Origin of the sequence: Actinomadura keratinilytica, assembly GCF_039539665.1 — a bacterium.
Taxonomy (GTDB): Bacteria; Actinomycetota; Actinomycetes; order Streptosporangiales; family Streptosporangiaceae; genus Spirillospora; species Spirillospora keratinilytica.
In genome coordinates this window covers 13,799-36,050 of record NZ_BAABDO010000006.1, presented here as the reverse complement: position 1 = coordinate 36,050, position 22,252 = coordinate 13,799, and the positions used below count along the sequence as shown (strand labels likewise).

The following is a 22,252-nucleotide window of genomic DNA, read 5'->3' as shown; positions in this document are numbered from 1 at the left end:
ACGGGCGTGACCGCACCCAGGACCCCGGACGGCGAACCGGGGCGCGACCAGCAGCAGGCGTCGAACCCGCAGGACGCGGCGGCCCCGAAGGACGCGGCGGCGCCGCCCCCGCCGCGGTGGCTCACCGAGGCCGACTCGCAGGCCGAGGCTCCCCTGCTGCCGGAGGCGCCCCCGCCGCCGTTCGACGCCGATGACGACGACGCCGACGCCACGCGCTTCGACGCCGAGGCCACCCGCGTCGACGGCGGGGCCATCCGCGTCGACGGCGGCGCCGGGCGGGACGGCGGCGAAAGCGGCGACGACGCCGACGCCACGCGCACCGACGTGTATCCGGCCAAGGCCGCCGCCGCGTCGCCCGCCGCCTCCCAGCCGTCGTTCGACGAGACCGTCACCGACCTGTCCCCGTGGCCCCCGTCGAAGGGCGAGGCCGCCTCCGCGGCCGAGGATGACGACGACGAGGAGGACCTGGAGCGCACCCGCGTCGACCGCCCGCGGCTGTCGAAGGACGAGTCGGCCGAACAGCCTCCGCCCCCGCCGCAGCCCGCGCCCGGGGTGACGGACGAACCCGCGCCGTTCCCCTACGCGCAGCAGATCCCCGGGACCCCGCTGGCCGCGCCCACCCCCACGGCCCAGCCGCCGGCCCCGCCCATGCCGTCCCCCTACTACGCCCAGCCGGACCCGTCGTCCGCGCCGCCCGCCCCCGGGCCGGCGCCGACGCACCAGCCGCCGGCGCCGACGCACCAGCCGCCGGCCCCGCCGGCGGAGAACCAGCAGCCCGCGGCGCCGTTCCCGTTCCCGCAGGAGATCCCCGACAACAAGCCGCAGCCGACGCCGTTCCCCTACGCCCAGGAGATCCCCGGCCACGAGCAGAACGCGCCCGGCCTGTCGGAGACGCGGTTCGACCTGCAGCCCGTGCCCAAGCCGGTGGCGCCGCCGCCGCAGATCGACGAGCCGTGGCGCACCGCCCCGAAGGCCAAGAAGAAGCGCGGCAAGCTCGGCAAGCGGATCGCGCTCGTCGCCGGCGCCGGGCTCGCCGCCGCGGCGCTGGTCGCCGGCGGCTTCGCGGTCGTGTCCAACCTCGGCGGAGACGACGAGGGCAGCGGTCCCGGCGCCCAGCTCGCCCGGTCGGTCTTCCCGGTGGACGCCACCGCCCGCACCGACGGGTACGAGCAGCGCCTCACCGGTGTCGCCGCGTCCGGCTCCACCGTGGTCGCGGTGGGCGGCGAGACCGGCGTGCGCGGCTCGCGCGGCGTGTTCCTGGTCTCCACCGACGGCGGCCGCACGTTCACCACCGCCCAGGTGCGCGGCGCCGACGGCGCCGCCCCCCGCGCCGGCGACGTCCCGGCCGCCGTGGGCGGATCGTCGCGCGGCTGGGTGGCCATCGGCTCGCGGGTGACCGGCGGCGCGGTGTGGACCAGCAAGAACGGCCGGGAGTGGCAGCGCCAGCCGGACGCGGTCGGCGACGTGTTCGGCGGCAACGTCCGGATCACCCGGATCGTGGCGGCGGGCGACCGCTACCTGGCCGTCGGCGAGACCTCCGCCAAGGGCGACTTCTCCGACGCGGTCCCGGCCGTGTGGCTGTCCGGCGACGGCCGCCGCTGGGAGCCGCGCTCGGGCGACCAGATCGGCCTGCAGGTCCGCGACGCCGACCTGCGGCTGGTCACGGCCGCCTCCAACGGCGACGTCATCCTGCTGGAGGCGCTGGTCACCCCGCGCAGCGGCCGCCAGAACGCCTACCGCAGGGTGTGGCGCTCGCAGGACGGCGGCCGCACCTGGACCAACTCCGAGGTCCCGGTGCCCAAGGGCTCGCGCGGCCTGATCATCGGCGGCGGCCCGGCCGGGTTCGTCGCGGTGCGCGAGCTCGGCACCGGCGGTTCCGCGCACGGCCAGGCGTTCACCTCCAAGGACGGCGTCTCGTGGACCCGGGCGGGCGCGCTGCGGATGTCCGGCTACCGGGTGACCAAGCAGCTGCTCGGCGACGACAAGGGCTTCGCCGCCGTCGTCACGCGCGGCCGCGACGTGCTGCTGTCGCGCAGCTCCGACGGCCGGTCCTGGCGCGACGCCGGGACGCTGGCCGCCCAGCCGGGCCGCGAGGTCACCGACGCGGCGCTGTCGGGGGCGCAGACCGTCCTCGTCGGCACCGAGCCGGGCGGCGGCGACGCCGACCCGCTGCTCGGCGTGTGGGACGACGGCGGCCGCCAGCTGCCCGTCGACCTGACCAAGGTGCCCGGCGCGGTCCGCTCCGACCACTCGGTCGTCGCGGTCGGCGCGTCCGGCGACCGCGCGGTGGCCGTGGGCAGCGCGGCGGGCGACGCGGCCGTGTGGACGTCCCAGGACGGCGCCACGTGGCAGCCCGCCCAGGGGCTCGGCGCCGCCTTCACCCGGCCGGGCTCGCAGCAGCTCCTGGACGTGACCTCGGGCGGCGCCGGCTGGCTGGCCGTCGGCTACGACCAGGTCGCGCCGCGGCGTCCGCTGGTCGTCACGTCCGCCGACGGGGTCAACTGGCAGGCCGCCGACACCGCCAACGCGGCGTTCCGCGGCAGCTCCCGGGCGGTGCCGACGACCAACGCGGCGGCGTCCGGCCAGTCCGGCTACGTGGTGGTCGGCACCGAGGGCACGTCGGCCGCCGCCTGGTTCTCCGCTGATCTGAAGAACTGGGAGCGCGGCCGCGCCTCGGGCGCCGACGCCGGTCCGGACGGCGCGCTGAACAGCCGCAACGGCGACTCCCGGTGGATGCTCGACGTGACCGGCGGCTCGTTCGGCTACGTCGCCGTCGGCGGCGTCCGCGATCGGAAGGCGGGCAACCGCCCCGGCGTGTGGACGTCGGCGGACGGCAGGCAGTGGACGCTGCAGGTGCTGTCGCTGCCGGCCGGCACGAAGGAGGCGCACTTCACGCACGTCGCGTCCAGCGGCAACATGCTGGTGGCCGCGGGGATCGCCGCCACGGGGCAGGGCCTGGGGTGGCTGGGCTACTTCTCGTCCGACGGCGGCAAGACGTGGCAGCCGCTGCAGGCGCCGGGCGGCGACGCCAAGGTCACCGTCACCGCGCTGGCCTCGACCGGCAAGGGCTTCACCGCCACCGGCACGACCGGCGAGGCGGGCTCGGGGGACGTGGTGGCGTGGACGACGGCCGACGGTTCGAACTGGTCGGCGGACAAGCCCGGCGGCACGGGCCTGGCGGGCGACGGCGAGCAGCAGGTCACCGGGCTCGCCGTGTTCAAGGGCAAGCTGCTCGGCGTGGGCCGCACCGCCGACCAGACCGACGACCAGCCCATCCTGTGGACGCGCCCGGCCCCCTGACGGCCGGTCAGCCCTCGCTTCCGCCGCCCGCGACCGCGTCACGCCGGTCGCGGGCGTGGCGGGGCACGTAGCGGGACGACTTCGACCGCCCGGCCGCGCCTTGCGACCGCCGGGCCGCGGACGGAGCCTGCTGCTGGGCGGGCGGCGCCTCGGGCACGCCGCGGTCGCGGTTGCGGCGGGCGCCGTAGGGGGCGACGAGCATCCGGTAGACGGGGCGGCGGATCAGCGTGGGCGTCAGGCGGTAGCCGCCCCGGATGGCGACGTTGCGCCAGTACTGCAGGCGGCTGATGAAGCCCTCGCGGTACATCTCGCGCTGCAGGCGCAGTTCCGAGCGCAGCAGATCGCGCCCGCCGCGCCGCTCGTACGCGCCGTCGCCGACGCGGTAGTACACCAGGGGCTCGGGGATGTTCACCACCCGCGCCCCGTTGGCGATCATGCGGACGAACAGCCAGTAGTCCTCCATCAGCGGCAGGTCGCCGTAGCCGCCGACGGCGACGACCGCGCTGCGCCGGTACACGACGGTCGGATGGTTGAACGGGTCGTGCAGGCGCGAGTAGCGGGCGATGTCGCAGGGGTCGCTCGGCGGGATGCGGCGGCCCACCACGTCGTCGATGTCGGTGCCGAACTCCAGCAGCCCGGCGCCCACCAGGTCGGCGCCGTCGCGCACCAGAGGCACCTGCCGCTGGAAGCGGTGCGGCATGGCCACGTCGTCGGCGTCCATGCGGGCCACGATGTCGAACCGGCTGGCCTGCAGCCCGGCGTCCAGGGCGGGGCCGAGGCCGCGGTTGTGCCGGAGCTGGACGAACGTCACCTCGACCGGGCTTTCGGCGATCAGCCCGCGCAGGCAGAACTCCAGTTCGGGGGAGACGGGGCCGTCCTGGACGAGGACGACCTGGTCGGGCCGGAGCGTCTGGTCGTGTACGGAGCTGCGGAAGGCGTCCCGGACGTACTCCTCCCGGTCACCGCCGTAGACGGTCATCAGGAGGGCGAAGGGTTCGGGGGGGCTGTCGGCCTTCAAGAACTGTCCATTCCCGGGAGCGGGCCGTCATGCGGTGTCGGGGGGTCGCACGCGGCCCCGCGGTCGTCACGGGCGGGGAGCCGTCACGTTCGGTCGTTTCCTTGCCAGGTGAGTGAAAGGTTCGTGAGCGTCGCCAAGATACAGCGCTGTCGGACGGACCATCGACCGGTTGCTGGCGTTCCTCGCTGGATTCACCCTCTTGTAACCTTCCCCCGCGCCTGCCCCGCGAGTGGCATGCCGGTCATGTCTGGGCGCAAACGTCCTGGTCGGCGCGGATCTCCCCGGCCACCTTGGGCACCTGGCTGGTCGTTCCTGCGACGTTTGCCCCGTCCCGTCCGATTACCAGGTACACCTGGCCGGGTTTGGCCGTCGGGGACGGCCGCGGCTGGCGTCCGGGCAGCACGGCGGCCAGCGCGGCGGCGTGCCGCGCGGCGCCGGTGCCGTAGAGGATCTGCGTGCGGGCGGTGGACTTGGCCTTGGTGCTGCCGACGCTGACGACCTGGAAATTCTTCTCGGTGAGCTGGTCGGCGACGCGCTGGCCCAGCCCGTCGGTGGCCGTCCCGTTGAGGACGACGACCTTCACCTGGTTCGCGGGCACGGGCTGCTGCGCGGCGCCCTGCTGCGCGGCGCCGGCCTGCCCGTTCTGCCGGCCCGCGGCGTTGGCCTTGGGGGCGGGTTTGTTCTGCGGGACCTCGTTGTCCTGGCGGATCGCCTTGAACAGCGGCCGGGCCTGCGCGTTGTTGAACTGCACCCGGTTGGGGTCGGGCGGATACTCCTGCACCGGGACGGTGACGAACCGCACCTTGCCGGCGCTGAGGCCCTGCAGGCTGCCCGCGAGCTGCTGCATCACCGACAGCGTCAGCCGGTTGTCGGTTCTGATCGACTTGGTGACGGCCGACAGGAACCCGTACACCCTGCCCGGGTCGGTCAGCATGCCCTGGCTGGTGGCCTTCTTGACGACCGAGGCCATGAACTGCTGCTGGCGCTTGATGCGCGACAGGTCCGAGCCGTCGCCGAGGCCGCCGGTGCGGGTGCGCACATAGCCGAGGGCCTGCTCGCCGTTGACGGTCTGCCGGCCCGCGCGCAGGTACAGCTCGGCCTTGGGGTCGTTGACGGCCTTGGGCACGCAGATCTCCACGCCGTCCAGGGCGTCCACGACCCGCTTGAATCCGGTGAAGTCCACCTCGACGTAGTGGTCGATGCGGATGTCGGTGACGGCCTCGATGGTCTTCCAGGTGCAGGCCGGGCCGCCGATCGAGTACGCCGCGTTCAGCATGCTCAGCCCGCCGGGCAGGGTGCCGCCGCCGCGCGTCTTGCAGGAGGGGCGCTGCACCATCAGGTCGCGCGGGAAGCTGATGCCGATGGCCCGGTCGCCGCCCGGGGAGATGTGCAGCAGGATCGTGGTGTCGGAGCGCTCGCCCTGCTCGGTGCCGTACCGGGCGTTCTCGCCCTGCCGGCTGTCGGAGCCCAGCAGCAGGATGTTGATGGAGTTGTTGAGCTTGGCCGGGCGGTTCTCGCCCAGCTTGTCGTCGACGTTCTCGCGGGTGATCTGCCCGTCCAGCCGGCGCCAGAAGCCGTAGGCGGTCAGGCTGCCGACCACCAGCAGCGCCGACAGCGCGATGGACACCCAGCCGAGCACGCGCCAGCGCCGACTCCGCCCGGGTTCCGGGGGCGGGGCCGCGCCGCTGTCGAAGTACACGCGCGGGGGCGCCACCGATCTCTGCATCCGTAACATTTCAGCACACAGGGGACAGCTGTCACGGGGTTCACGGCAAAGTCAGGCGGCCGCCCGCTCCGCCCGCTACGGGGCGCTATGGCATGACTAGACTCCGGTGAGGATGAGCATCGTGGACGCCCTCACCGACCAGGCGATGGTCGTGCTGCAGGACCGTCCCCTCGTGGCGCTGCACCCCTGGCTGGCCGGACTCCTGGACGACTGCACCGCCTCCGGGCGCACGCTGCACCTCGTCACCCCGATCGGCACGCGGCTGTCGCTGCCGCTGCGCTCGGTCGCGGCCGGGCGGACGGCGCAGTGGGTGGTGCGCGACGGCGACGGCTTCTACGCGGGCCTGACCGGGCGGCCGCTGCGCTGGGACGGCGCGACGTTCGTCCCGGTGCCCGACGCCCGCGACTACGCGCCGGGCTTCAAGACCCGTCCCACCGCACCGATCGGCGCGCAGCTCGCGCTGGTCTACCGTGCGCGGCACCGTCGCGGCGGCGGGACTCTCGGCGGCGCCGCCGGCCATCTGCTGCGGCTGCTGACCGGCCGTCCGCCGGCCGCGTGGGGCCCCGCCGAGCCCCTGGCGCACCCCTGGGATCCCGACCGGTTCACCGAGCACGCCCGCGGCCGCGCCTCGGCCCGGCTCCTCGTCATCGGCGACGGGCCGCGCACCGCCCAGGCGGTGTGCGAGTTCACCGCGGCGGGCAAAGGCGCGACCACCGAGACGACCACCGTCACGGTCGGCCACGCCCCCGGCGCCCCGCCGCCGCTGGGGCGGCTGCCGTCCCTGATCGCCGAGCTGGCCGCCGAGCAGCCGGTGGCCTCGCTGCTGGCCCAGCTGGTCCCGGGCCGCGCCGACCTGACCACCGAACCGCGCTGGACGGGCGAGCCCGCCGTGGTCTCGCTGGCCGTCGCCGGCGCCGTCGCGGGCCCGCCCGGCATCCCCGGCCGGCAGATCGGCCCGCCGGACGCCCCGGTCACCCTCTTCCCGCTCGGCGACGGCCGCTCCCCCGACGGCTGGCGGCGCCACCGCGAGGTCATGCGGCACCTGCAGTCCGCCCTGCGGCCGTCCTGACCCGCGGGCCGTCCGGCGGCGCCGCCGACCGTGGGCGCCACCAACGGCTCGCTAGACTGACGCGCATGAGCGCCGCGGCCGACGACGGCACCCCCGCCCGCCTGAAGGACGCGGCGAGCTGGCTGATCAACCAGGTCTCGCTGCACTCCCAGCGGCTGGTCTCCGAGGGCATGGCCGCCGCCGGCGCCCGCGGCTACCACTACCGGCTGCTGGCCGCCCTGGAGGAGTTCGGCCCCGCCAGCCAGGCGGCGCTCGGCCGCCGCACCGGCATCGACCGCAGCGACGTGGTCGCCATGCTGAACGAGCTGTCCGACCAGGGGCTGGTGCGCCGCTCGCCCGACCCCGCCGACCGGCGCCGCAACGTCATCACCCTCACCCCCGAGGGCACCCGCCGCCTGCACCGCCTCGACCGGGTGCTGGCGCGGATCCAGGACGACCTGCTCGCCCCGCTCTCCCCCGCCGAACGCGCCGAACTGGTGCGGCTGCTGTCGGTGCTGCTGGCCCACCACTCCGGCCGCTGACCGGCGCGAACGCCCGTCTCACGGTTCTTTCCGGACGGGGGAACGGCCGCGGCCGGCGTTGCGTCCCATGAACATCGGCCGCCTCGACTGCATCGAAAGAGACGGCCGAAACAGCGACAAACGGGGACTAAACGGGCCGCCTGTTGGCCGCCGAACCGTCCATGTCCCGCTGAAACCTCACCGTTCGACCTGTTCGGAGGGACCATGCAGCCGCCTCAATGGCCCGGGCAGCCGGGCTACCCGCCGGGGCCCCAGCAGGGGCCGCCGCTCGGTCCCGGCATGCCCAAGCCGCCCCCGCCGCCCAAGAGCGACGGCGCCGGCGGTGTCATCATCGCGCTGCTCCTCGGCGGCGGCTTCCTGGTGCTCGTGCTGATCGTCGCTGTCATCGTGGTGCTGGCCGGCGGCGACGACGATGACGACCGGACCTCGCCCCCGGTCACGGTGTCGACGCCCACGTACTCGCCGTACCGGTCCCCGACGCACTCGCCGTACAGCACCCCGACCACCAGCAGCGGCGGCATCGACCCGCGCGGCGTGCTCAAGCCGACCATCCGCACCGCGCGCGGCAACACGTTCACGCGGGTCGGGACGCGTGTCGACTCGTGCACCGCGCGGGCCAACTCCACCATGCTGGAGCGGCTGCGCACCTACCCGTGCACCGACCAGATGTACTCGGCGGTGTACGCCAACCCGTCGCGCACCATCGTCACCGTCATCTCGGTGGTGAACACGGGCAGCTCGACCGACGCCGGCGGTCTCAGCCGGGCCGTGTACTCCCAGGGCTGGCCGCGCCTGCTCAAGCCGTCCGACGACAGCGGCATGCCGCAGCTCAGCCAGGAGCCCAGCAGCTGGACCCGCGCCTGGACGCTGGACTCCACGGTCGTCTACGCCCAGTCGTACTGGGCGCGCGGCGGCTCCGTCGGCGACCGGAGCGGCTCGGTCTACAACACGGCGGGCGAGCTCGGCGTCGAGGTCACCAACGCCCTGCGCTTCAGCAGCTGACGATCCCGCACAGGGCCGTACCGCCGACCGGTACGGCCCTTCGCCATGTCCGCGGACCGGGCCTCAGCCGGCGGCGGCCCCGCCGGCGCTCGCCGCCTCGGCCGCCGTGCCGGCCGCCGTCTCGGGGGCCGCCTCGGCCGCCGTCTCGGCCGCGCGCCAGCTGCGCGGCCGGCCGTCGCGCTCGCCGTCGGGGTGGACGGCGCCGCCGAGCCAGTGCACCAGGGCGTCGGCGAAGCGGCGGGCCACCTGCCAGGCGTCCGGCACGTCGGCGGCGGCGCGGACGTCCACCCACCAGAGCCGGTCGAAGGACGCCAACGGCTCGGCGAACTCGGCGCCCAGCAGCCGCCGGATCTCCCCGGGGCCGGCCACCGGCAGCGGCGCCTCGATGGAGACGATCAGCCGTCCCGCCGAGTCGTACAGCCGGGTGGCCGCGGGCCCGCCGCCGCGGACCTCCACCGGCACCCCCTGGGCGACCAGCCCGTCGACGACCGCCCGCACGTCCGGCGGGCGGCGCACCACGGCGACCAGGTCGCGGCTCACCCGCCCACCTCCGGCGCGCCGATCGCACGGGCGAACACCTCGTAGGCGATGCGGCCCACGGCCGTCCCGGTCGCGTCGGACAGCCTCCCGGCGTCGACCGCGCCGCCGACCGCCAGCCGCCGGTCGTACGGCACGTGCACCACGGGCAGCCCCCACCGGCCGAGCATCTCCTCGGCGCGCTCCAGGTCGGCGCTCGCCCGCGGCGCGTGCGTCACCGTCGCCACCACGGTGCGCCCCAGCAGCGCCTGCCGGCCGTTGTCGCGGAACCACTCCAGCGCGCCGCCGGCGCTCAGCGCGCCGTCCACCGTGCCCGGCGTGACCAGGACGAGGCCGTGCGTGCCCGCGAGGAGGGCTCGGTGCAGGTCGGTGCGGACGCCCGAGCCGCAGTCGACGACCGCGGCGGCGAAATGACCGGCGACGGCGCCGAGCGCGGTCTCGAACACGTCGGGGGTGAACCGCTCGGCGATGCGCCCGCCGCGGGCGGCCGACAGCACCCACAGCCGTTCGCCCGCGCGGGTGAGGTAGGGCGCCGCCTCCTCGAACGACCGGGGCCGGCGCTGCACCAGGTCGGACAGCGAGCGTTCGGTCCGCACCCCGAGCCGCGGCGGCAGCGAGCCCAGCTCGGCGTCGGCGTCCACGGCCAGCACGCGGTCGGCGCGGTACCGCGCCAGCTCGGTCGCCAGCAGCGCCGCCAGGGTGGTCTTGCCCGCGCCGCCGCGCACGCTGACCACCGTGAGCCGCCGGAGACCGGGCACCGGGCGCCGCAGCATCTGCACGACCTCGGCCCGGCCGTGGCCGCCGGACGTTCCGGAGCCGCCGACGGCCTTGCGCACGCCCCGCCCCATCCGCACGAGCAGCGGGTCGCCGTGGTGCGGTCCGCGCCCCGGCTCGGCGCCGGCGCTCCCGTCTCGCGGCGCCGCGTCGTCCGGACGCCCGGACGGCGCCGCCGGGGCGGCCTCCGGCCGCACCACCGGAGCGGGGTGGGGGTGCGGTTCGCGCCGGGGGCCGCGCGGCCGCGGGTCGAGGGCGGCCAGTCCGCGCTGGGACACTCCCATCTCGCGCAGAACGCTCTCCTGCCAGCCTGCGTCGGACACTGCCTCCCCTTCGTCACCGCAAGCCTAATCACCGTCACGGCGGCCCGCGGCGCCCCGATCGGCGCGGACGGTGCGGGCGGCCCGCGGGGCACGGACGTCCGCCGATCGTCCAAGGAATGGCTCCGTATCCGACCATGCGGCGTCATATGCTCCTCTGGCGGACGGGATTCGATCTTGGAGGGGGACGAGGGTGGCGGAGTTCTCGGGCGCGGAGCTGGAACGGATGCTGACCGAGGCGCGCGAGACCCTGGAGTCGATGCGGCAGGGCGGCACGGCGCCCCGTCCGGCCAGGACCGCCGAGGCCGCGGACGGCGACGCGCTGCAGGGGGTCGGCGAGGCGGCCGGCGGCGCGGTCAGGGTGGTCGCCGAGGCCGCGGGCCGCGTCAAGAGCGTGCACCTGGACGAGAAGGCGATGCGGCTGTCCCCCCGGGAGCTGGGTGAGCAGCTGGTGACGGCGGTCAACGCCGCGCTGGAGGACCTGCGCGTCAAGGCGGCGACCGCCGCGGCGGCCCGGCGCGAGGCGGAGCCCGGCGAGCAGTCCGCGGACCTCCAGGACCAGAGCCTCCGCCAGATGGAGCTGCTCACCCAGGCCATCAACGACACCCTCGCCAAGATCGGCGGAAACCGCTGAGCACCGCGCCGCACCGGGCCGAGCCGGGGCGGTGACGGACCTCGGCCTGCCGGCTGTCGCAAGCCGGGATTAGCATCTGGCGCGTGCGAGCCTCCACGTCGACGACACCGCCCACGCGGCCGCGGTGGCTCGTGCCCGCATCGGCGGCGGGCGCGGCGGCGGTCCTGGTGCCGGTGCTGTGGCTGACCGGCGGGCTCCGCGAGACGCCGCAGGAGCCGATCAAGGCGCCGGGCCGGCCGATCGACCAGGGCTGGTTCGACGTCACCGTGCGGGACGCGCGCATCGTCAACGTCACGCCGCTGTTCGGCACCACGCCGCAGCGGCGGCTCGAAGTGCGCATGCGGGTGGTGAACAAGGGCAAGGAGACCGCCTCGCTGGGCCTCAGCGGGTTCGGCCAGGGGGTGGCGGCGCGCACCGCGAAGGGCAAGTGGGTCAAGCCCGAAGAGGTGGCGGGCACCGCCGCGGGCTCGGCCACCGACGCCGTCCAGCCGGGGCTGCCCGTCGAGGCGGCGGTGCGCTGGCGGCTCGGACCGCAGGAGACGCCCGCCACGTTCACCGTGGGCCTGCGCAAGTGGAAGTTCGGCACCGGATTCACCGACACCTCGTTCCGGTGGCGGGTGGAGGCCGAGGACGACGCGGGCCTGGCCGGACGGCTCACCCTGCCGGTGGGGCGGTCATGAACGCGGGCCGGCTGCTCGTCCAGGGCGGCGCCGCGCTCGTCGGCACCGCCCTGCTCGCCGCGGCGATGTGGCTGTACGACCTGACGCCCGAGGTGGAGTCGCGGCAGCTGGACCCGATCCGCGACACCGGCCGGATCGGCCAGGTCGTCGCCAACACGCGGTTCAGCATCCAGGTGCGGCGGGTGGCCGCCGCCCGTTCGCTGGCGTCCGCCACGCCGCGCACCGGGCCGCCGGTGCGCACCGAGGGCGTCTTTTTGATCGTCCACGCGCGGGCGACGAGCAGGCGCGAGCCGCTGCGGCTGCAGACGGCGCGGCTGGAGACCCCCGGCGGCTACGCGTTCCGCGCGAACCCGCGGCCGTCGGTGTCGCTCGGGCCCGATCCGACGTTCCAGCCGCTGATCTGGGACGAGACCGCGTTCGTGTTCGAGCTGCCGCCGCGGCGGCTGGCAGGCGCGCGGCTGGTGGTCGGGGAGGGCGGGCTGCTGCCGCAGCTGTCGGCCGCCGCCGAGATCGACCTCGGGCTGACCCGGGCGCGCGCCGCCGACCTGGTCCGCCGCGCCACGGACAACTACGACCTGCGGACCGCGACGTCATGACCCACCGGGCACCTTTCCACGACCCCGGCGACCGGCCCCGGCAGGCTGCGGGCGGGCGCGATGCGCCACCGCCCGCCGGTCCCGATCCGGGGGGCGAGCGGCCCGGCGGCACCGCACCGCGCGGGGTGCCTGCCGCGGGCCGCTACAGCAGGACGGCGCGCAACGGGATCGCGCAGCCGGCGGCCCGCCCGCCCGCGCGGCAGCGGGGACGGCCGCGACCCGAGCAGGACGGCCTCCCGGACGGCGCCGCGGACGGCTCGGCGGGCGCGGCGCGGCCGCGGCGGCGGATGCGGCCCGCGGACCGGCGGTTCCTCCAGGCGATGGCCCTGGTGACGTTGCTGCCGGCGCTGGTCGGGCTGCACTGGCTGGACGACACCCGCACCATCCAGCAGCGGCTGGAGCGCCCCGAGAAACCGACCACGGTGGCCAAGGACAAGGTCGGCGTGCTCGCCGACACCCGCTGGCTGTTCGTCCGGCGGACGGTCGCCCAGGCGCCGCTCAACCCGGACCCGAACGTGGCGGAGGTGCGGATGGTCGTGGCGATCAAACCGCTCACCCAGGAGGGCGCCAAGACCGTCGGCTCGTTCGGGATGTCCTACCGGCTGCGCGACGACGAAGGGCACATCTGGTCGGCCACCGCACTGCCGTCGTCCACGCCGCGCGCGGGCGCCATCACGCTGCTCACCGTCCGGGGGGTGCTGCCCCGCGCCAAGGCGCAGACGGCGACGCTTGAGGTGCGGCCGCCGACGACATACCGGCCGAAGGAGCCGCTGCCTTCGCTGCGGTTCGCCTCGTGACCCTGGCCACGACCAGGTCGAACGCCGCCGCCAGCAGGCAGATCCGCAGAATCTGGAACACCAGGGCGGTGGCGAAGCCGATCAGCGTCAGGCGGGGCACCCACCAGGCCGCCGAGTGCGGGCCGATCAGTTCGTAGATCTGCCGCCGGGCCAGCCGCTCGGCGACGTCCAGGCCCATGAACAGCGCGCAGAACAGGCCGAACGGCACCACCCCCGACCGGCGCACCAGCCGCAGCCCGTACCAGGCGGGCAGCCACATCTCCCGCAGGCCGCGGGTGGCGACCTCCCGGGGGCTGCCGGTGCGGTCCAGGTCGCCGGCGCGGGCCAGCCGCCGGGCCGCGGCGCTGCGGCCGAGCACGACCCGCTCGTCCGCGGTGTCCAGGCCCAGCACCACCCCGGCGATCACCAGCCAGATCAGCGAGCCGAGCACGGCGTGCTTGACCGACGGCCACAGGTCCAGGCCGCCGCCCGCGGCCTGCTCGACCCAGTCCCACGCCCGCCGGTCGGCCGCCCACTCGCCCGCTTCACGGCGCAGCCGGTCCACGGTGAAAATGCCGAAAAGCGCGAAATTGATCTCCAGGAAGGCCAGCAGAACGGCGCCGGGGGCGCCCAGCCGCCGCCGGGCCAGCCATTCGAACGCCACCTTCAGCGCGAAGAACCCGGCGGTGAGGGCCACCGCCAGCGCCAGGTGCCGTTCGAGGGTGATGAGCATGCCGAGGCCCTCGATCTGGCCGGTGAGTCCGCTCTCGGCGAAGCCGCGGCTCTGCGCCATGTCGACGAACTCGCGGGCGTCCTCGCGGTGCAGGCCCCAGCCCAGGTAGAACACCATGAACGGCAGGACGGCGCGGCCCAGCGCCTCCAGCGCCGTCTCCCGGTTGCCCACGGCCCAGGGGGTGAGGTCGCCGCCGGGTTCGCGGGCGTGCACCGCGTCCAGGCCCTCCCGGACGCAGTGGATCATCGCCACCGTGACCGTCAGGGAGATCATGACCAGCAGGCTGACGGTCACCAGCGGCGCCACCGTGGCCGCGGCGCCCTTCAGCTGGCCCAGCCGGTAGCCGCCGTACATCGCCCCGTACCGCAGCAGCTCGCCCACGGTGAACCACAGCGCCAGCGGCAGGGCGAAGCGGCCGGCGAGCCTGAGCGTCGCCCACGGCAGAACGAGCGGTGAACGCGCCGACAGTCCAGGCATTCCGTGAATGCTACACAAACGACATGTGATATGGCTTTTCGCCCTCGGTAATCTGCCGGGGCATGAACACTCCCCCCAAGAGCCCGGCGGTGACCGTTCTGGCGGTATTGGCGTTCCTCGCCCTCGCGCTGTGCGTGGTCTTCACCTTCGCCACCCTTTCCAGCGGCACCAGCCAGGTCAACGGCACGGTGAACTGCGGGACGGGCCGCGACACCGACATGGGCTGCTACGCCCAGGCCGAATTCGTCCAGCGCGGCCAGATCGCCGACCGCGAGGCCAACATCAAGATCGGCATGACCTTCACCCTCGCATGCGGATTCGCCGCGCTCACGCTGGCGGCGTGCGCCGCCGCGTTCGGCGCGAACCGGGGCCCGTCCGCCAAGGCGGCCCCCGTGGCGTTCCCCGCCTCTTCCGGCACCCCCGGCGGGGCCGCATATCCGCAGCCCCAGCCCGGCGTCCAGCAGCCCTACTCGCCGCCGCAGCAGCCGCCCGGCAACCGGGCGTGAGACGCGGCGGACCCCGGCGCCCGCATGATGACGGGTGCCGGGGTCCGCCGGTCGTTCGCGATCGCGTCAGCTCAGATGGCGACCTCGACGGCGGCGACCTCGCCGGTCTTGGCGGTGACGGTGGTGTCGACGCTCACCCCGCCCGCGGCCAGCACGCGGACGGTCCAGTCGCCGTCGGCGGCGAAGAAGCGGAACACGCCCTCGTCGCCGGTGACGACCTCGGCGGTGAACTCGCCCGTCGAGTCCAGCAGCCGGGCGTAGGCGCTGGTCACGGGGGCGCCGTCACGGGTCACCTTGCCCTGGATGACGGCCTCGTTGGACAGGTCGACGGTAGCGGGCAGATGCGCCGTCTGCGCGGGCGCTGCGCAGCCCTGGGTGGTCATTTACTCCTCCACATCTCCGGGACACGGCGGGCACGGCCGCCGGGCGGCTTGGCGGGTCTCGGCCGTCGGGTGCGGCCTGGCATCTCGACCGGCCGGGGGTTGCCCGGCCGGGTGTTACTTGGCCTCGCCGAGCTCGATCGGCACGCCGACCAGCGAGCCGTACTCGGTCCAGGAGCCGTCGTAGTTCTTCACGTCCGTAAGGCCCAGCAGCTCGTGCAGGGCGAACCAGGTGTGCGACGAGCGCTCACCGATGCGGCAGTAGGCGATGGTGGGCTTGGACAGGTCCACCCCGGCCTCGGTGTAAAGCCGGCGCAGCTCCTCGTCGGACTTGAAGGTGCCGTCGTCGTTGGCCGCCTTCGACCACGGGATGTTGCGCGCGGTCGGCACGTGGCCGGCCCGCTGCGCCTGCTCCTGCGGCAGGTGCGCCGGGGCCAGCAGCTTGCCGCTGAACTCGTCGGGCGAGCGGACGTCGATCAGGTTCTTGCTGCCGATGGCGTCGACGACCTCGTCGCGGAAGGCGCGGATGGCCAGGTTCTGGTCCTTGGCCTTGTACTCGGTGGCCGGACGCGACGGGACGTCGGTGACCAGCTCGCGGGAGTCCAGCTCCCACTTCTTGCGGCCGCCGTCCAGCAGCCGGACCTTCTCGTGGCCGTACAGCTTGAAGTACCAGTAGGCGTAGGCGGCGAACCAGTTGTTGTTGCCGCCGTACAGGATCACCAGGTCGTCGTTGGCGATGCCCTTGGCCGACAGCAGCTGCTCGAAACCGGTCTTGTCCACGAAGTCGCGGCGGACCGGGTCCTGCAGCTCGGTCTTCCAATCGATCTTGATGGCGCCGCGGATGTGGCCCTTGTCGTAGGCGGACACGTCCTCGTCGACCTCGACCAGAACCAGGCCGGGGTCGTCGAGGTGGGCCTCGACCCAGTCGGCGTCCACGAGGACGTCGGAGCGGCTCATGCGGGAACCTCCCTGTCGGAGCGGATCTTCGGAGTGGAACGGCGGGTCAGCAAGTGCATCTCGCGGAGGCAGAACCCGAACGCCGCGTTCAGGAACCCCTTACCCGCAGCGAAGGCGGCGGCACCGTTGCCGAGCCGTCCGGTCTCCCCCACGTGCCGGCGCACGTGTCGGCATGCGTGCCGGCGGGCGTACCCGGCGGTCGCGGCCTGGGCGAGGACCGGGCCTGCGCCATGCGCCGCCTCGGACGGACCGGCGGTCTTCGGTTCCCGCGGCGCACCCGGCCGGAGCCGTGTCCGCATCTTCGCAGGCGGCCTGCCCGAGGCGTGGCGCGCCCCCTGGCTTGCCGCGATGGCGAACCCCGCGGGCCGACCGGCGAGCGGCCACCGGCGTGCGGTCGCCGGTACCGCGCCGGAGACCACCGTCGTGACGGCCGCGGCCCGACGCTGCCCACGCGGGTCTACCTGCATCCGGGATGCTCCTGGCGGAGAGGAGGCGTGCGTACGGCGGGGTTCGACGAGATCGAATGGGGCTCGGGGCGGAAACGGGCTCGATGCCTCAGGCCATACGACAGAGCGCGGTGGTCACGCGGCAGAAGTCGACCGCGCGACGCTTGGTGAGCAGCTGCTCCGTCCGGTAACGCACGAGCCGATGGTAAGCCGACGATCGGCGCCCTGTCACATCTGTCTCGGCTAGCGAGACAGTGACAATCTCTTCGGCGCAGGTCAGCGCGTCCTGCCGCCGGGTCCGGCGGCGGACTCGACGGCGGACTCGACGGCGGACGGTCACCGGTCACCCGCGGACGGTCAGCAGCGGCCGCCCCTGCACCGTCATGATCTCGAACGAGAAGATCTGCTCGCGCTGGAACATCGTGGACGCGTCGTACCGGCCGTAGCCCTTGCCGTAGGGCACGGACCAGCTGCCCAAGGCGTCGCGCTGCCCGTCCCGCGCCACCGCGTACCACTTGCACCGTTCCCCGCTCGGAGCCCCCGACAGGTACAGCTCGACCTTGGTGCCCCACTGCTTCTTGTAGAGCATCACGTAGGCGTCGATGCGCGTCCGCGGGTCGGAGGCGTTCAGCCGCTCCACGGGTGCCACCTGCGGCTGGGGGTCGGCCGTGACCGTCCGGGTGGCCGCGGGACGCCCGCCGTCCCCGAACGGCCGCACCAGCCCGCCGAACAGCACCCCCATCAGGAACAGCACGCACGCCGCCGCGGCAAGCGGCGCCCACCGCAACCGCCCCAGCCCGCCCCGGAACCGGCGGGACCGCCGCTGCTCGACGGCGCGGGCCAGCAGCGAGTCGAGCAGTTCGGGCGGCGGCTCGGCGACCTGCCGGATCTGCGCCTCGTCGACCCGGCCGAGCAGCGCGGGCAGCCCGGCCAGCCCGGCGAGCTCGTCCCGGCACGCCGGGCAGGAGTCCAGGTGCTCCTCCAAGCGGCTGCGTTCGGCGGCGTCGATCGCGCCGACGACGTACACGCCGAGCGCCGTGCGCACCTGCGCGCACTCGTTCATGGCGCCAACCCCCGCTCCTCCAATGCGAGTTTGAGCGCCCGCAACGCGTAGTAGGTACGGGATTTGACGGTGCCGGGCGGGACGCCGAGCGCCTTGGCCGCCTCGGCGACCGACCGGCCCCGGTAGTAGGTCTCCACGAGCACGGCCCGGTGCGACGGGCTGAGGTCGGCCAGGGCCTCGGCCACCGTCCACGACTCCAGCGCCCGGTCGATGTCGTCCGACCCCGGGGTGGCGGCGACCTGCTCGTCGATGCCGGTCTCGGGCGGACGCGCGCGCCGGGCGCGGTGGGCGTCCACCACCAGGTTGCGCGCGACCGTGAACAGCCAGGGCCGCACGGGACGCCCCGCCAGCGCCTCCGGATGCCGCCAGGCGCGCAGCAGCGTCTCCTGGACGACGTCCTCCGCCAGCGGGCGGTCCCCGCCGGTCAGCCGCATCACGTAGCCGAGGAGGGGACCACCGTGCTCGCTGTACAGGGCGCGCAGCAGCCCCTCATCCGCCGTGGGACCCACACCCTCATCACGTCCGGGCTCCCCCATCGGTTCAACCGGGCCGCAGATCGTCCGCGGTCACGTGTTCGGCAGGTCGTTGAGGTGGACGTTCTCGGCGGTCGCGGCCACGCGCAGGCCGTCCGGCGTCGGCTCGACCCGGCTGATCCGGGAGCCGACGGGCAGGTCGGTGACCGGCACCGTCCAGGCGAGCCGCTGCCGCATCAGCGTCAGCGGCACCTGCAGGCCGCCGGAGGCGCCGACCGACTTCGGCGTGATGGCGATCCCCCGGGACGTGGCCTTGACCTCGACCACCGCGCTGCCCGACAGCGGGATGCCCGCGATCGAGCCCGCCAGCTCCACCTCAAGGTCGTCGCCGCGCTGCGCGATGCTCCGCACCTCCCGGGGCGCCTGCTTCTTGATCACCTCGTAGGGCACCACGGCCGAGGCCGTCGCGGTCCGCGCGGTGACGTTGGCGCCCGCCCCCTTGGCGATCTCCGACAGCGGCGCGTCCACCCCGCGCATCTCGACCTTGACGTCGTGCACGGTGACGCCCTGCTCGGTCCAGCGGCCGAGGTCCACGTCGATGCCCTCGTACTCGCCCTGGAGGGCCTGCAGCAGGAAGGAGAAGCCGTGGAAGGTGACCTCGGGCCGGGTCGACAGGTTGTACTGCGCCGCCACCTGCCTGCTGATCTCGTTCTCGGCCCGGTTGCGGGCGATCGGGTCGGCGATGAGGCCGAGCACGCCCACCACCACGGCCAGAAAGCCCAACACCACCAGTAGCTTGCGCATGCCTCTCCTCGGGCCCTCGCGGGTTCGGACCTGCCGCCGGCGACGGTCGCCTCACGATAGTGCCGTGCGTGCGGCGTCCGCAGGGTCGCCCTGCGGGATGACATCCCGGAAATGTCCGTACGAACCCGGAGCCATGTGCGGGCCCGGCGGCCTGCGTCTGCGACGGCGGGGTCAGCCGCCCGCGAAGGGCGGGAGCACCTCGACCACGCCGCCCTCGGGCAGCGCCACCGCGTCGTGGGGGCGGGTGCCGACGGGGGCGCCGTCGATGAGGAACGAGCTGCGCGCCAGCACGCGCCGGAAGTCCTCGCCGCGCCCGTCCCGTCCGGCCGCCGCGGTGAGCGCCTCGGCCAGGGTCGCCGCGTCGTAGGGCTCCTGCTCCGCCCCGGCCGCCGCCTTCGCCGCCGCCCAGTATCTGATCGTTCCCTTGGCCATCGTCACCAGCCGCTGAGAGTCGCAGAGGAAAGAGAAAGCGTCCCCACACGATGGTCCCACCGGCGGCCGGATGCGGTCCGGCGGGGTGGGCGCGGATCCGTCCGTTGCCCGGCAGGCCCCCTGGGATATGCTCGGGTGTTAGGGATCCGGGCGATGGGGCCGAGGAGTTCGAGAGAACACCCTTCATGGTCACCCCGCCTTCGGACCGGCGACCGGGCCGGACGGAGGACGCGAGCCTGGGTCCTTCATCGTTTTTATGGGCGAGGAGGCGGCACTTGAGCAACCTGCTCCTGCTGACCAACGCGTTGGAACCCTCCGACGAGGTCCTGCCCGCACTGGGGTTGCTGCTGCACTCGGTGCGCGTCGCCCCCGCGGAGGGGTCCGCGCTGATCGACGCTCCCCCGGCCGACGTGGTGATCGTGGACGCCCGCCGCGACCTGGTGCAGGCCAAGAGCCTGTGCCGGCTGCTGCGGACCACCGGGCTGGACTGCCCCCTGCTGGCGATCGTCACCGAGGGCGGCCTGGCCGCGCTGAGCCCCGAGTGGGGGCTGGACGACGTGCTGCTGCAGACGGCGGGCCCCGCCGAGGTGGAGGCGCGGCTGCGGCTGGCGGTGGGCCGGGCGGCGGCCGCGGCGGAGGCCGACGACGTCCCCGGGGAGATCCGCAGCGGGGAGCTGACCATCGACGAGGCCACCTACACCGCGCGGCTGCGCGGCCGGGTCCTGGACCTGACCTTCAAGGAGTTCGAGCTGCTCAAGTACCTCGCCCAGCACCCCGGGCGGGTCTTCACGCGCGCTCAGCTCCTGCAGGAGGTGTGGGGGTACGACTACTTCGGCGGCACGCGGACGGTGGACGTGCACGTCCGGCGGCTGCGCGCCAAGCTCGGCGCCGAGTACGAGTCGCTGATCGGCACGGTGCGCAACGTCGGGTACCGGTTCGTCCCCGACCACCGTCCGGGTGAGCAGGAGGAAAGCGCCCCGGTCCCCTCCTGAGCGCCGTCCGCGCGGCTCTTTTCGGGAACGCGCCAAAACCCCGCGCGTGCTGGGCCGCCCGGCCGGGCGGCGCAGTCATCCCACCGCGTCGCGGCCTCGCACGCCGCCGCCAGGGCCCGCCCACCCCACGGCGCCGACGCCCGCCCCCGCGCGCGTCGGCCCGCGCCGCAAGGCATCGGGCCCGCGCCGCGTCTCGCCCCGCAGGCGCGCGGTCTTCAGCCGAAGCGGCCGGTGATGTACTCCTCGGTGGCCTTCTGCTCGGGGTTGGTGAAGATCTTGCTGGTGTCGCCGATCTCGATGAGCTTGCCGGGCTTGCCGATGCCGGCGATGTTGAAGAACGCGGTGCGGTCGCTGACCCGGGCGGCCTGCTGCATGTTGTGCGTCACGATGACGATCGTGTACTGGCTCTTGAGCTTGGCGATCAGGTCCTCGATGGCCAGCGTGGAGATCGGGTCCAGCGCCGAGCACGGCTCGTCCATCAGCAGCACCTGGGGCTGCACGGCGATGGCGCGGGCGATGCACAGCCGCTGCTGCTGACCGCCGGACAGGCCGGCGCCGGGCTTGTTCAGCCGGTCCTTGACCTCGTTCCACAGGTTGGCGCCCTTGAGCGACTCCTCGACGATGTCGTCGAGCCGGCTCTTGCGGCGCACCCCGTTCAGCTTCAGCCCCGCGGCCACGTTGTCGTAGATCGACATGGTGGGGAACGGGTTGGGGCGCTGGAACACCATGCCGACCACGCGCCGCACCGCCACCGGGTCGACGCCGGGGCCGTACAGGTCCTCGTCGTCCAGCATCACCTTGCCCTCGACGCGGGCGCCGGGGATGACCTCGTGCATCCGGTTGAGGGTGCGCAGGAACGTGGACTTGCCGCAGCCCGAGGGCCCGATGAAGGCCGTCACCGAGCGCGGCTCGATGGTCATCGAGATGTCCTCGATGGCGTGGACCCCGCCGTAGTAGGCGTGCAGTCCGGACACTTCGATCCGCTTGGCCATGGGGGATTCGCTCCTATCGGGTCCTACTGTGCGGGTCTCACAGGGCGGGTCTCACGGGTCTCACGGTGCGGGGCGCGCAGCCCGGCCGCAGCTCGCCCGCGGATGCGGGCCGACTCGTCTTCCGGCGGGGCGGTCAGCGGCTCACCGGCCGGAAGAACCGCGCCACCAGCCGCGCGCCCAGGTTGAACAGCATGATCAGCAGAATCAGCACCAGGGCCCCGGTCCACGCCCGGTCGATGGACGCCTGGTTGGGGTCGCCGGCCTGCTCCCAGATGAAGGTGGGCAGCGCGGCCTGCGGCCCGTCGAACGGGTTGGCGTTGATCGCCTTGGTGAAGAAGATCGTCAGCAGCAGCGGGGCGGTCTCCCCCATCACCCGGGCGACGGCCAGCATGACGCCGGTGATGATCCCGGTCAGCGCGGTGGGCAGCACCACGAAGCAGACCGTGCGCCAGCGCGGCACGCCGAGCGCGTAGGACGCCTCGCGCAGGTCGTTCGGCACCAGCTTGAGCATCTCCTCGGTGGCCCGCACCACCGTGGGGATCATCAGGATGGTCAGCGCCAGCGACCCGGCGAACCCCGAATAGGTGAACCCGAACGTCAGCAGCCACAGCGCCAGCACGAACAGGCCGGCCACGATGGACGGGATGCCGGTCATGACGTCCACGAAGAAGCTGACCGCGCGGGCCAGCCGGCCGTTGCCGCCGTACTCGACCAGGTAGACGGCGGTCAGCACGGCGATCGGCACCGCGATCGCGCTGGTGATGGCGACCTGCTCCAGGGTGCCGAGGATGGCGTGGTAGGCGCCGCCGCCCTCGTCGCGGCCGCCCACGCCGTTCATGGAGAACTGCAGGAAGGTGGCGTCCAGGCGGCCGAGGCCGTTGGCCAGGACGGTCCACAGCACCGACACCAGCGGCACGACGGCCAGCGCGAAGGCGATGTAGACCAGGACCTGGACGAGGCGGTCCTTGAGCTTGCGCGCGGCGGAGACCGAGCCGAGGGAGCCGCGGGCCGCGGGCGGCAGGTCGCCGGTGGGCTTGGTCAGGG

At 74.2% G+C, this 22,252-nt stretch carries 25 protein-coding genes; 10 read left to right on the top strand and 15 right to left on the bottom strand.

What is annotated here, in order from left to right; all coding sequences use genetic code 11:
* Positions 1–6 precede the first annotated feature (6 nt).
* Positions 7–3,300, top strand: coding sequence for a hypothetical protein (locus ABD879_RS03515; RefSeq protein WP_345017348.1), 3,294 nt, complete (start codon positions 7–9; stop codon positions 3,298–3,300).
* 7 nt (positions 3,301–3,307) lie between these two features.
* Here ABD879_RS03515 and ABD879_RS03510 read toward each other — a convergent pair whose 3' ends face one another.
* Together ABD879_RS03510 and ABD879_RS03505 are read right to left on the bottom strand one after the other, a co-directional pair.
* Positions 3,308–4,318 (bottom strand): glycosyltransferase, encoded by a 1,011-nt coding sequence (locus tag ABD879_RS03510; RefSeq protein WP_345017346.1) that lies wholly within the window; start codon positions 4,316–4,318, stop codon positions 3,308–3,310.
* Between the two features lie 241 nt (positions 4,319–4,559).
* Entirely contained in the window at positions 4,560–6,044 is a 1,485-nt protein-coding gene (locus ABD879_RS03505) for an LCP family protein (RefSeq protein WP_345017344.1), read from the bottom strand.
* Between the two features lie 112 nt (positions 6,045–6,156).
* Here ABD879_RS03505 and ABD879_RS03500 point away from each other — a divergent pair, with 112 nt between their 5' ends.
* The 3 genes from ABD879_RS03500 (at position 6,157) to ABD879_RS03490 (ending at position 8,636) form a co-directional block, all read left to right on the top strand.
* Positions 6,157–7,113, top strand: a complete 957-nt coding sequence (locus ABD879_RS03500; RefSeq protein ID WP_345017342.1) for a DUF6177 family protein — start codon at positions 6,157–6,159, stop codon at positions 7,111–7,113.
* 65 nt (positions 7,114–7,178) lie between these two features.
* Complete coding sequence (locus ABD879_RS03495; protein WP_345017341.1) at positions 7,179–7,634, top strand: MarR family winged helix-turn-helix transcriptional regulator; 456 nt, start codon at positions 7,179–7,181, stop codon at positions 7,632–7,634.
* Between the two features lie 204 nt (positions 7,635–7,838).
* Positions 7,839–8,636 carry a hypothetical protein gene (locus tag ABD879_RS03490; protein WP_345017339.1) on the top strand — a complete coding sequence of 266 codons (798 nt, stop codon included), beginning with the start codon at positions 7,839–7,841 and terminating at the stop codon, positions 8,634–8,636.
* Positions 8,637–8,699: 63 nt separating this feature from the next.
* Here ABD879_RS03490 and ABD879_RS03485 read toward each other — a convergent pair whose 3' ends face one another.
* Together ABD879_RS03485 and ABD879_RS03480 are read right to left on the bottom strand one after the other, a co-directional pair.
* Complete coding sequence (locus ABD879_RS03485) at positions 8,700–9,176, bottom strand: hypothetical protein (protein ID WP_345017337.1); 477 nt, start codon at positions 9,174–9,176, stop codon at positions 8,700–8,702.
* A complete protein-coding gene (locus ABD879_RS03480) occupies positions 9,173–10,270 on the bottom strand; it encodes a MinD/ParA family ATP-binding protein (RefSeq protein WP_345017335.1) in 1,098 nt (365 codons plus the stop codon). The genes ABD879_RS03485 and ABD879_RS03480 overlap by 4 nt, the downstream gene beginning before the upstream one ends.
* Before the next feature lie 190 nt (positions 10,271–10,460).
* Between ABD879_RS03480 and ABD879_RS03475 the strand changes: the two genes are divergently transcribed.
* From ABD879_RS03475 to ABD879_RS03460, 4 genes are all read left to right on the top strand, one after another.
* On the top strand, positions 10,461–10,901 hold the full coding sequence (locus ABD879_RS03475; RefSeq protein WP_345017333.1) for a YbaB/EbfC family nucleoid-associated protein: 441 nt from the start codon (positions 10,461–10,463) through the stop codon (positions 10,899–10,901).
* 83 nt (positions 10,902–10,984) lie between these two features.
* Positions 10,985–11,581, top strand: coding sequence for a hypothetical protein (locus ABD879_RS03470; RefSeq protein ID WP_345017332.1), 597 nt, complete (start codon positions 10,985–10,987; stop codon positions 11,579–11,581).
* Positions 11,578–12,177 carry a hypothetical protein gene (locus ABD879_RS03465; RefSeq protein ID WP_345017330.1) on the top strand — a complete coding sequence of 200 codons (600 nt, stop codon included), beginning with the start codon at positions 11,578–11,580 and terminating at the stop codon, positions 12,175–12,177. The genes ABD879_RS03470 and ABD879_RS03465 overlap by 4 nt, the downstream gene beginning before the upstream one ends.
* 125 nt (positions 12,178–12,302) lie before the next feature.
* Complete coding sequence (locus ABD879_RS03460) at positions 12,303–12,974, top strand: hypothetical protein (RefSeq protein ID WP_345017329.1); 672 nt, start codon at positions 12,303–12,305, stop codon at positions 12,972–12,974.
* Here the strand turns inward: ABD879_RS03460 and ABD879_RS03455 are convergent.
* Positions 12,859–14,163 (bottom strand): hypothetical protein, encoded by a 1,305-nt coding sequence (locus tag ABD879_RS03455; RefSeq protein WP_345017328.1) that lies wholly within the window; start codon positions 14,161–14,163, stop codon positions 12,859–12,861. The two genes, ABD879_RS03460 and ABD879_RS03455, sit on opposite strands and share 116 nt — an antisense overlap.
* A gap of 62 nt (positions 14,164–14,225) precedes the next feature.
* Here ABD879_RS03455 and ABD879_RS03450 point away from each other — a divergent pair, with 62 nt between their 5' ends.
* On the top strand, positions 14,226–14,669 hold the full coding sequence (locus tag ABD879_RS03450) for a hypothetical protein (protein WP_345017327.1): 444 nt from the start codon (positions 14,226–14,228) through the stop codon (positions 14,667–14,669).
* A 71-nt stretch (positions 14,670–14,740) separates the two neighbouring features.
* Here ABD879_RS03450 and ABD879_RS03445 read toward each other — a convergent pair whose 3' ends face one another.
* The 8 genes from ABD879_RS03445 to ABD879_RS03415 all read right to left on the bottom strand — a co-directional run bounded on the left by ABD879_RS03445 (position 14,741) and on the right by ABD879_RS03415 (position 19,224).
* The gene (locus ABD879_RS03445) at positions 14,741–15,052 is read right to left on the bottom strand and encodes a DUF1416 domain-containing protein (RefSeq protein WP_345017325.1); all 312 of its coding nucleotides are present in this window, start codon (positions 15,050–15,052) and stop codon (positions 14,741–14,743) included.
* A gap of 114 nt (positions 15,053–15,166) precedes the next feature.
* Complete coding sequence (locus tag ABD879_RS03440; RefSeq protein ID WP_345017323.1) at positions 15,167–16,006, bottom strand: sulfurtransferase; 840 nt, start codon at positions 16,004–16,006, stop codon at positions 15,167–15,169.
* Complete coding sequence (locus tag ABD879_RS03435; RefSeq protein WP_345017322.1) at positions 16,003–16,473, bottom strand: DUF4395 family protein; 471 nt, start codon at positions 16,471–16,473, stop codon at positions 16,003–16,005. The genes ABD879_RS03440 and ABD879_RS03435 overlap by 4 nt, the downstream gene beginning before the upstream one ends.
* A gap of 88 nt (positions 16,474–16,561) precedes the next feature.
* The gene (locus tag ABD879_RS32890) at positions 16,562–16,648 is read right to left on the bottom strand and encodes a putative leader peptide (RefSeq protein ID WP_378272683.1); all 87 of its coding nucleotides are present in this window, start codon (positions 16,646–16,648) and stop codon (positions 16,562–16,564) included.
* Between the two features lie 147 nt (positions 16,649–16,795).
* On the bottom strand, positions 16,796–17,515 hold the full coding sequence (locus ABD879_RS03430) for an anti-sigma factor family protein (RefSeq protein WP_345017321.1): 720 nt from the start codon (positions 17,513–17,515) through the stop codon (positions 16,796–16,798).
* Positions 17,512–18,051: a sigma-70 family RNA polymerase sigma factor gene (locus ABD879_RS03425; protein ID WP_345017318.1), complete on the bottom strand. Its 540-nt coding sequence runs from the start codon at positions 18,049–18,051 to the stop codon at positions 17,512–17,514. Before ABD879_RS03425 ends, ABD879_RS03430 begins: the two co-directional genes overlap by 4 nt.
* A gap of 30 nt (positions 18,052–18,081) precedes the next feature.
* Positions 18,082–18,792, bottom strand: a complete 711-nt coding sequence (locus tag ABD879_RS03420; RefSeq protein ID WP_345017315.1) for an LmeA family phospholipid-binding protein — start codon at positions 18,790–18,792, stop codon at positions 18,082–18,084.
* Between the two features lie 171 nt (positions 18,793–18,963).
* Positions 18,964–19,224 (bottom strand): MoaD/ThiS family protein, encoded by a 261-nt coding sequence (locus ABD879_RS03415; RefSeq protein ID WP_345017489.1) that lies wholly within the window; start codon positions 19,222–19,224, stop codon positions 18,964–18,966.
* A 275-nt stretch (positions 19,225–19,499) separates the two neighbouring features.
* Between ABD879_RS03415 and ABD879_RS03410 the strand changes: the two genes are divergently transcribed.
* A complete protein-coding gene (locus tag ABD879_RS03410; RefSeq protein ID WP_345017313.1) occupies positions 19,500–20,216 on the top strand; it encodes a winged helix-turn-helix transcriptional regulator in 717 nt (238 codons plus the stop codon).
* A 215-nt stretch (positions 20,217–20,431) separates the two neighbouring features.
* On the opposite strand, the gene pstB is transcribed toward ABD879_RS03410, so the two are convergent.
* Together pstB and pstA are read right to left on the bottom strand one after the other, a co-directional pair.
* Entirely contained in the window at positions 20,432–21,208 is a 777-nt protein-coding gene (gene pstB / locus ABD879_RS03405; protein ID WP_345017311.1) for a phosphate ABC transporter ATP-binding protein PstB, read from the bottom strand.
* 133 nt (positions 21,209–21,341) lie between these two features.
* Complete coding sequence (gene pstA / locus ABD879_RS03400; RefSeq protein ID WP_345017487.1) at positions 21,342–22,250, bottom strand: phosphate ABC transporter permease PstA; 909 nt, start codon at positions 22,248–22,250, stop codon at positions 21,342–21,344.
* Between the last annotated feature and the right edge of the window lie 2 nt (positions 22,251–22,252).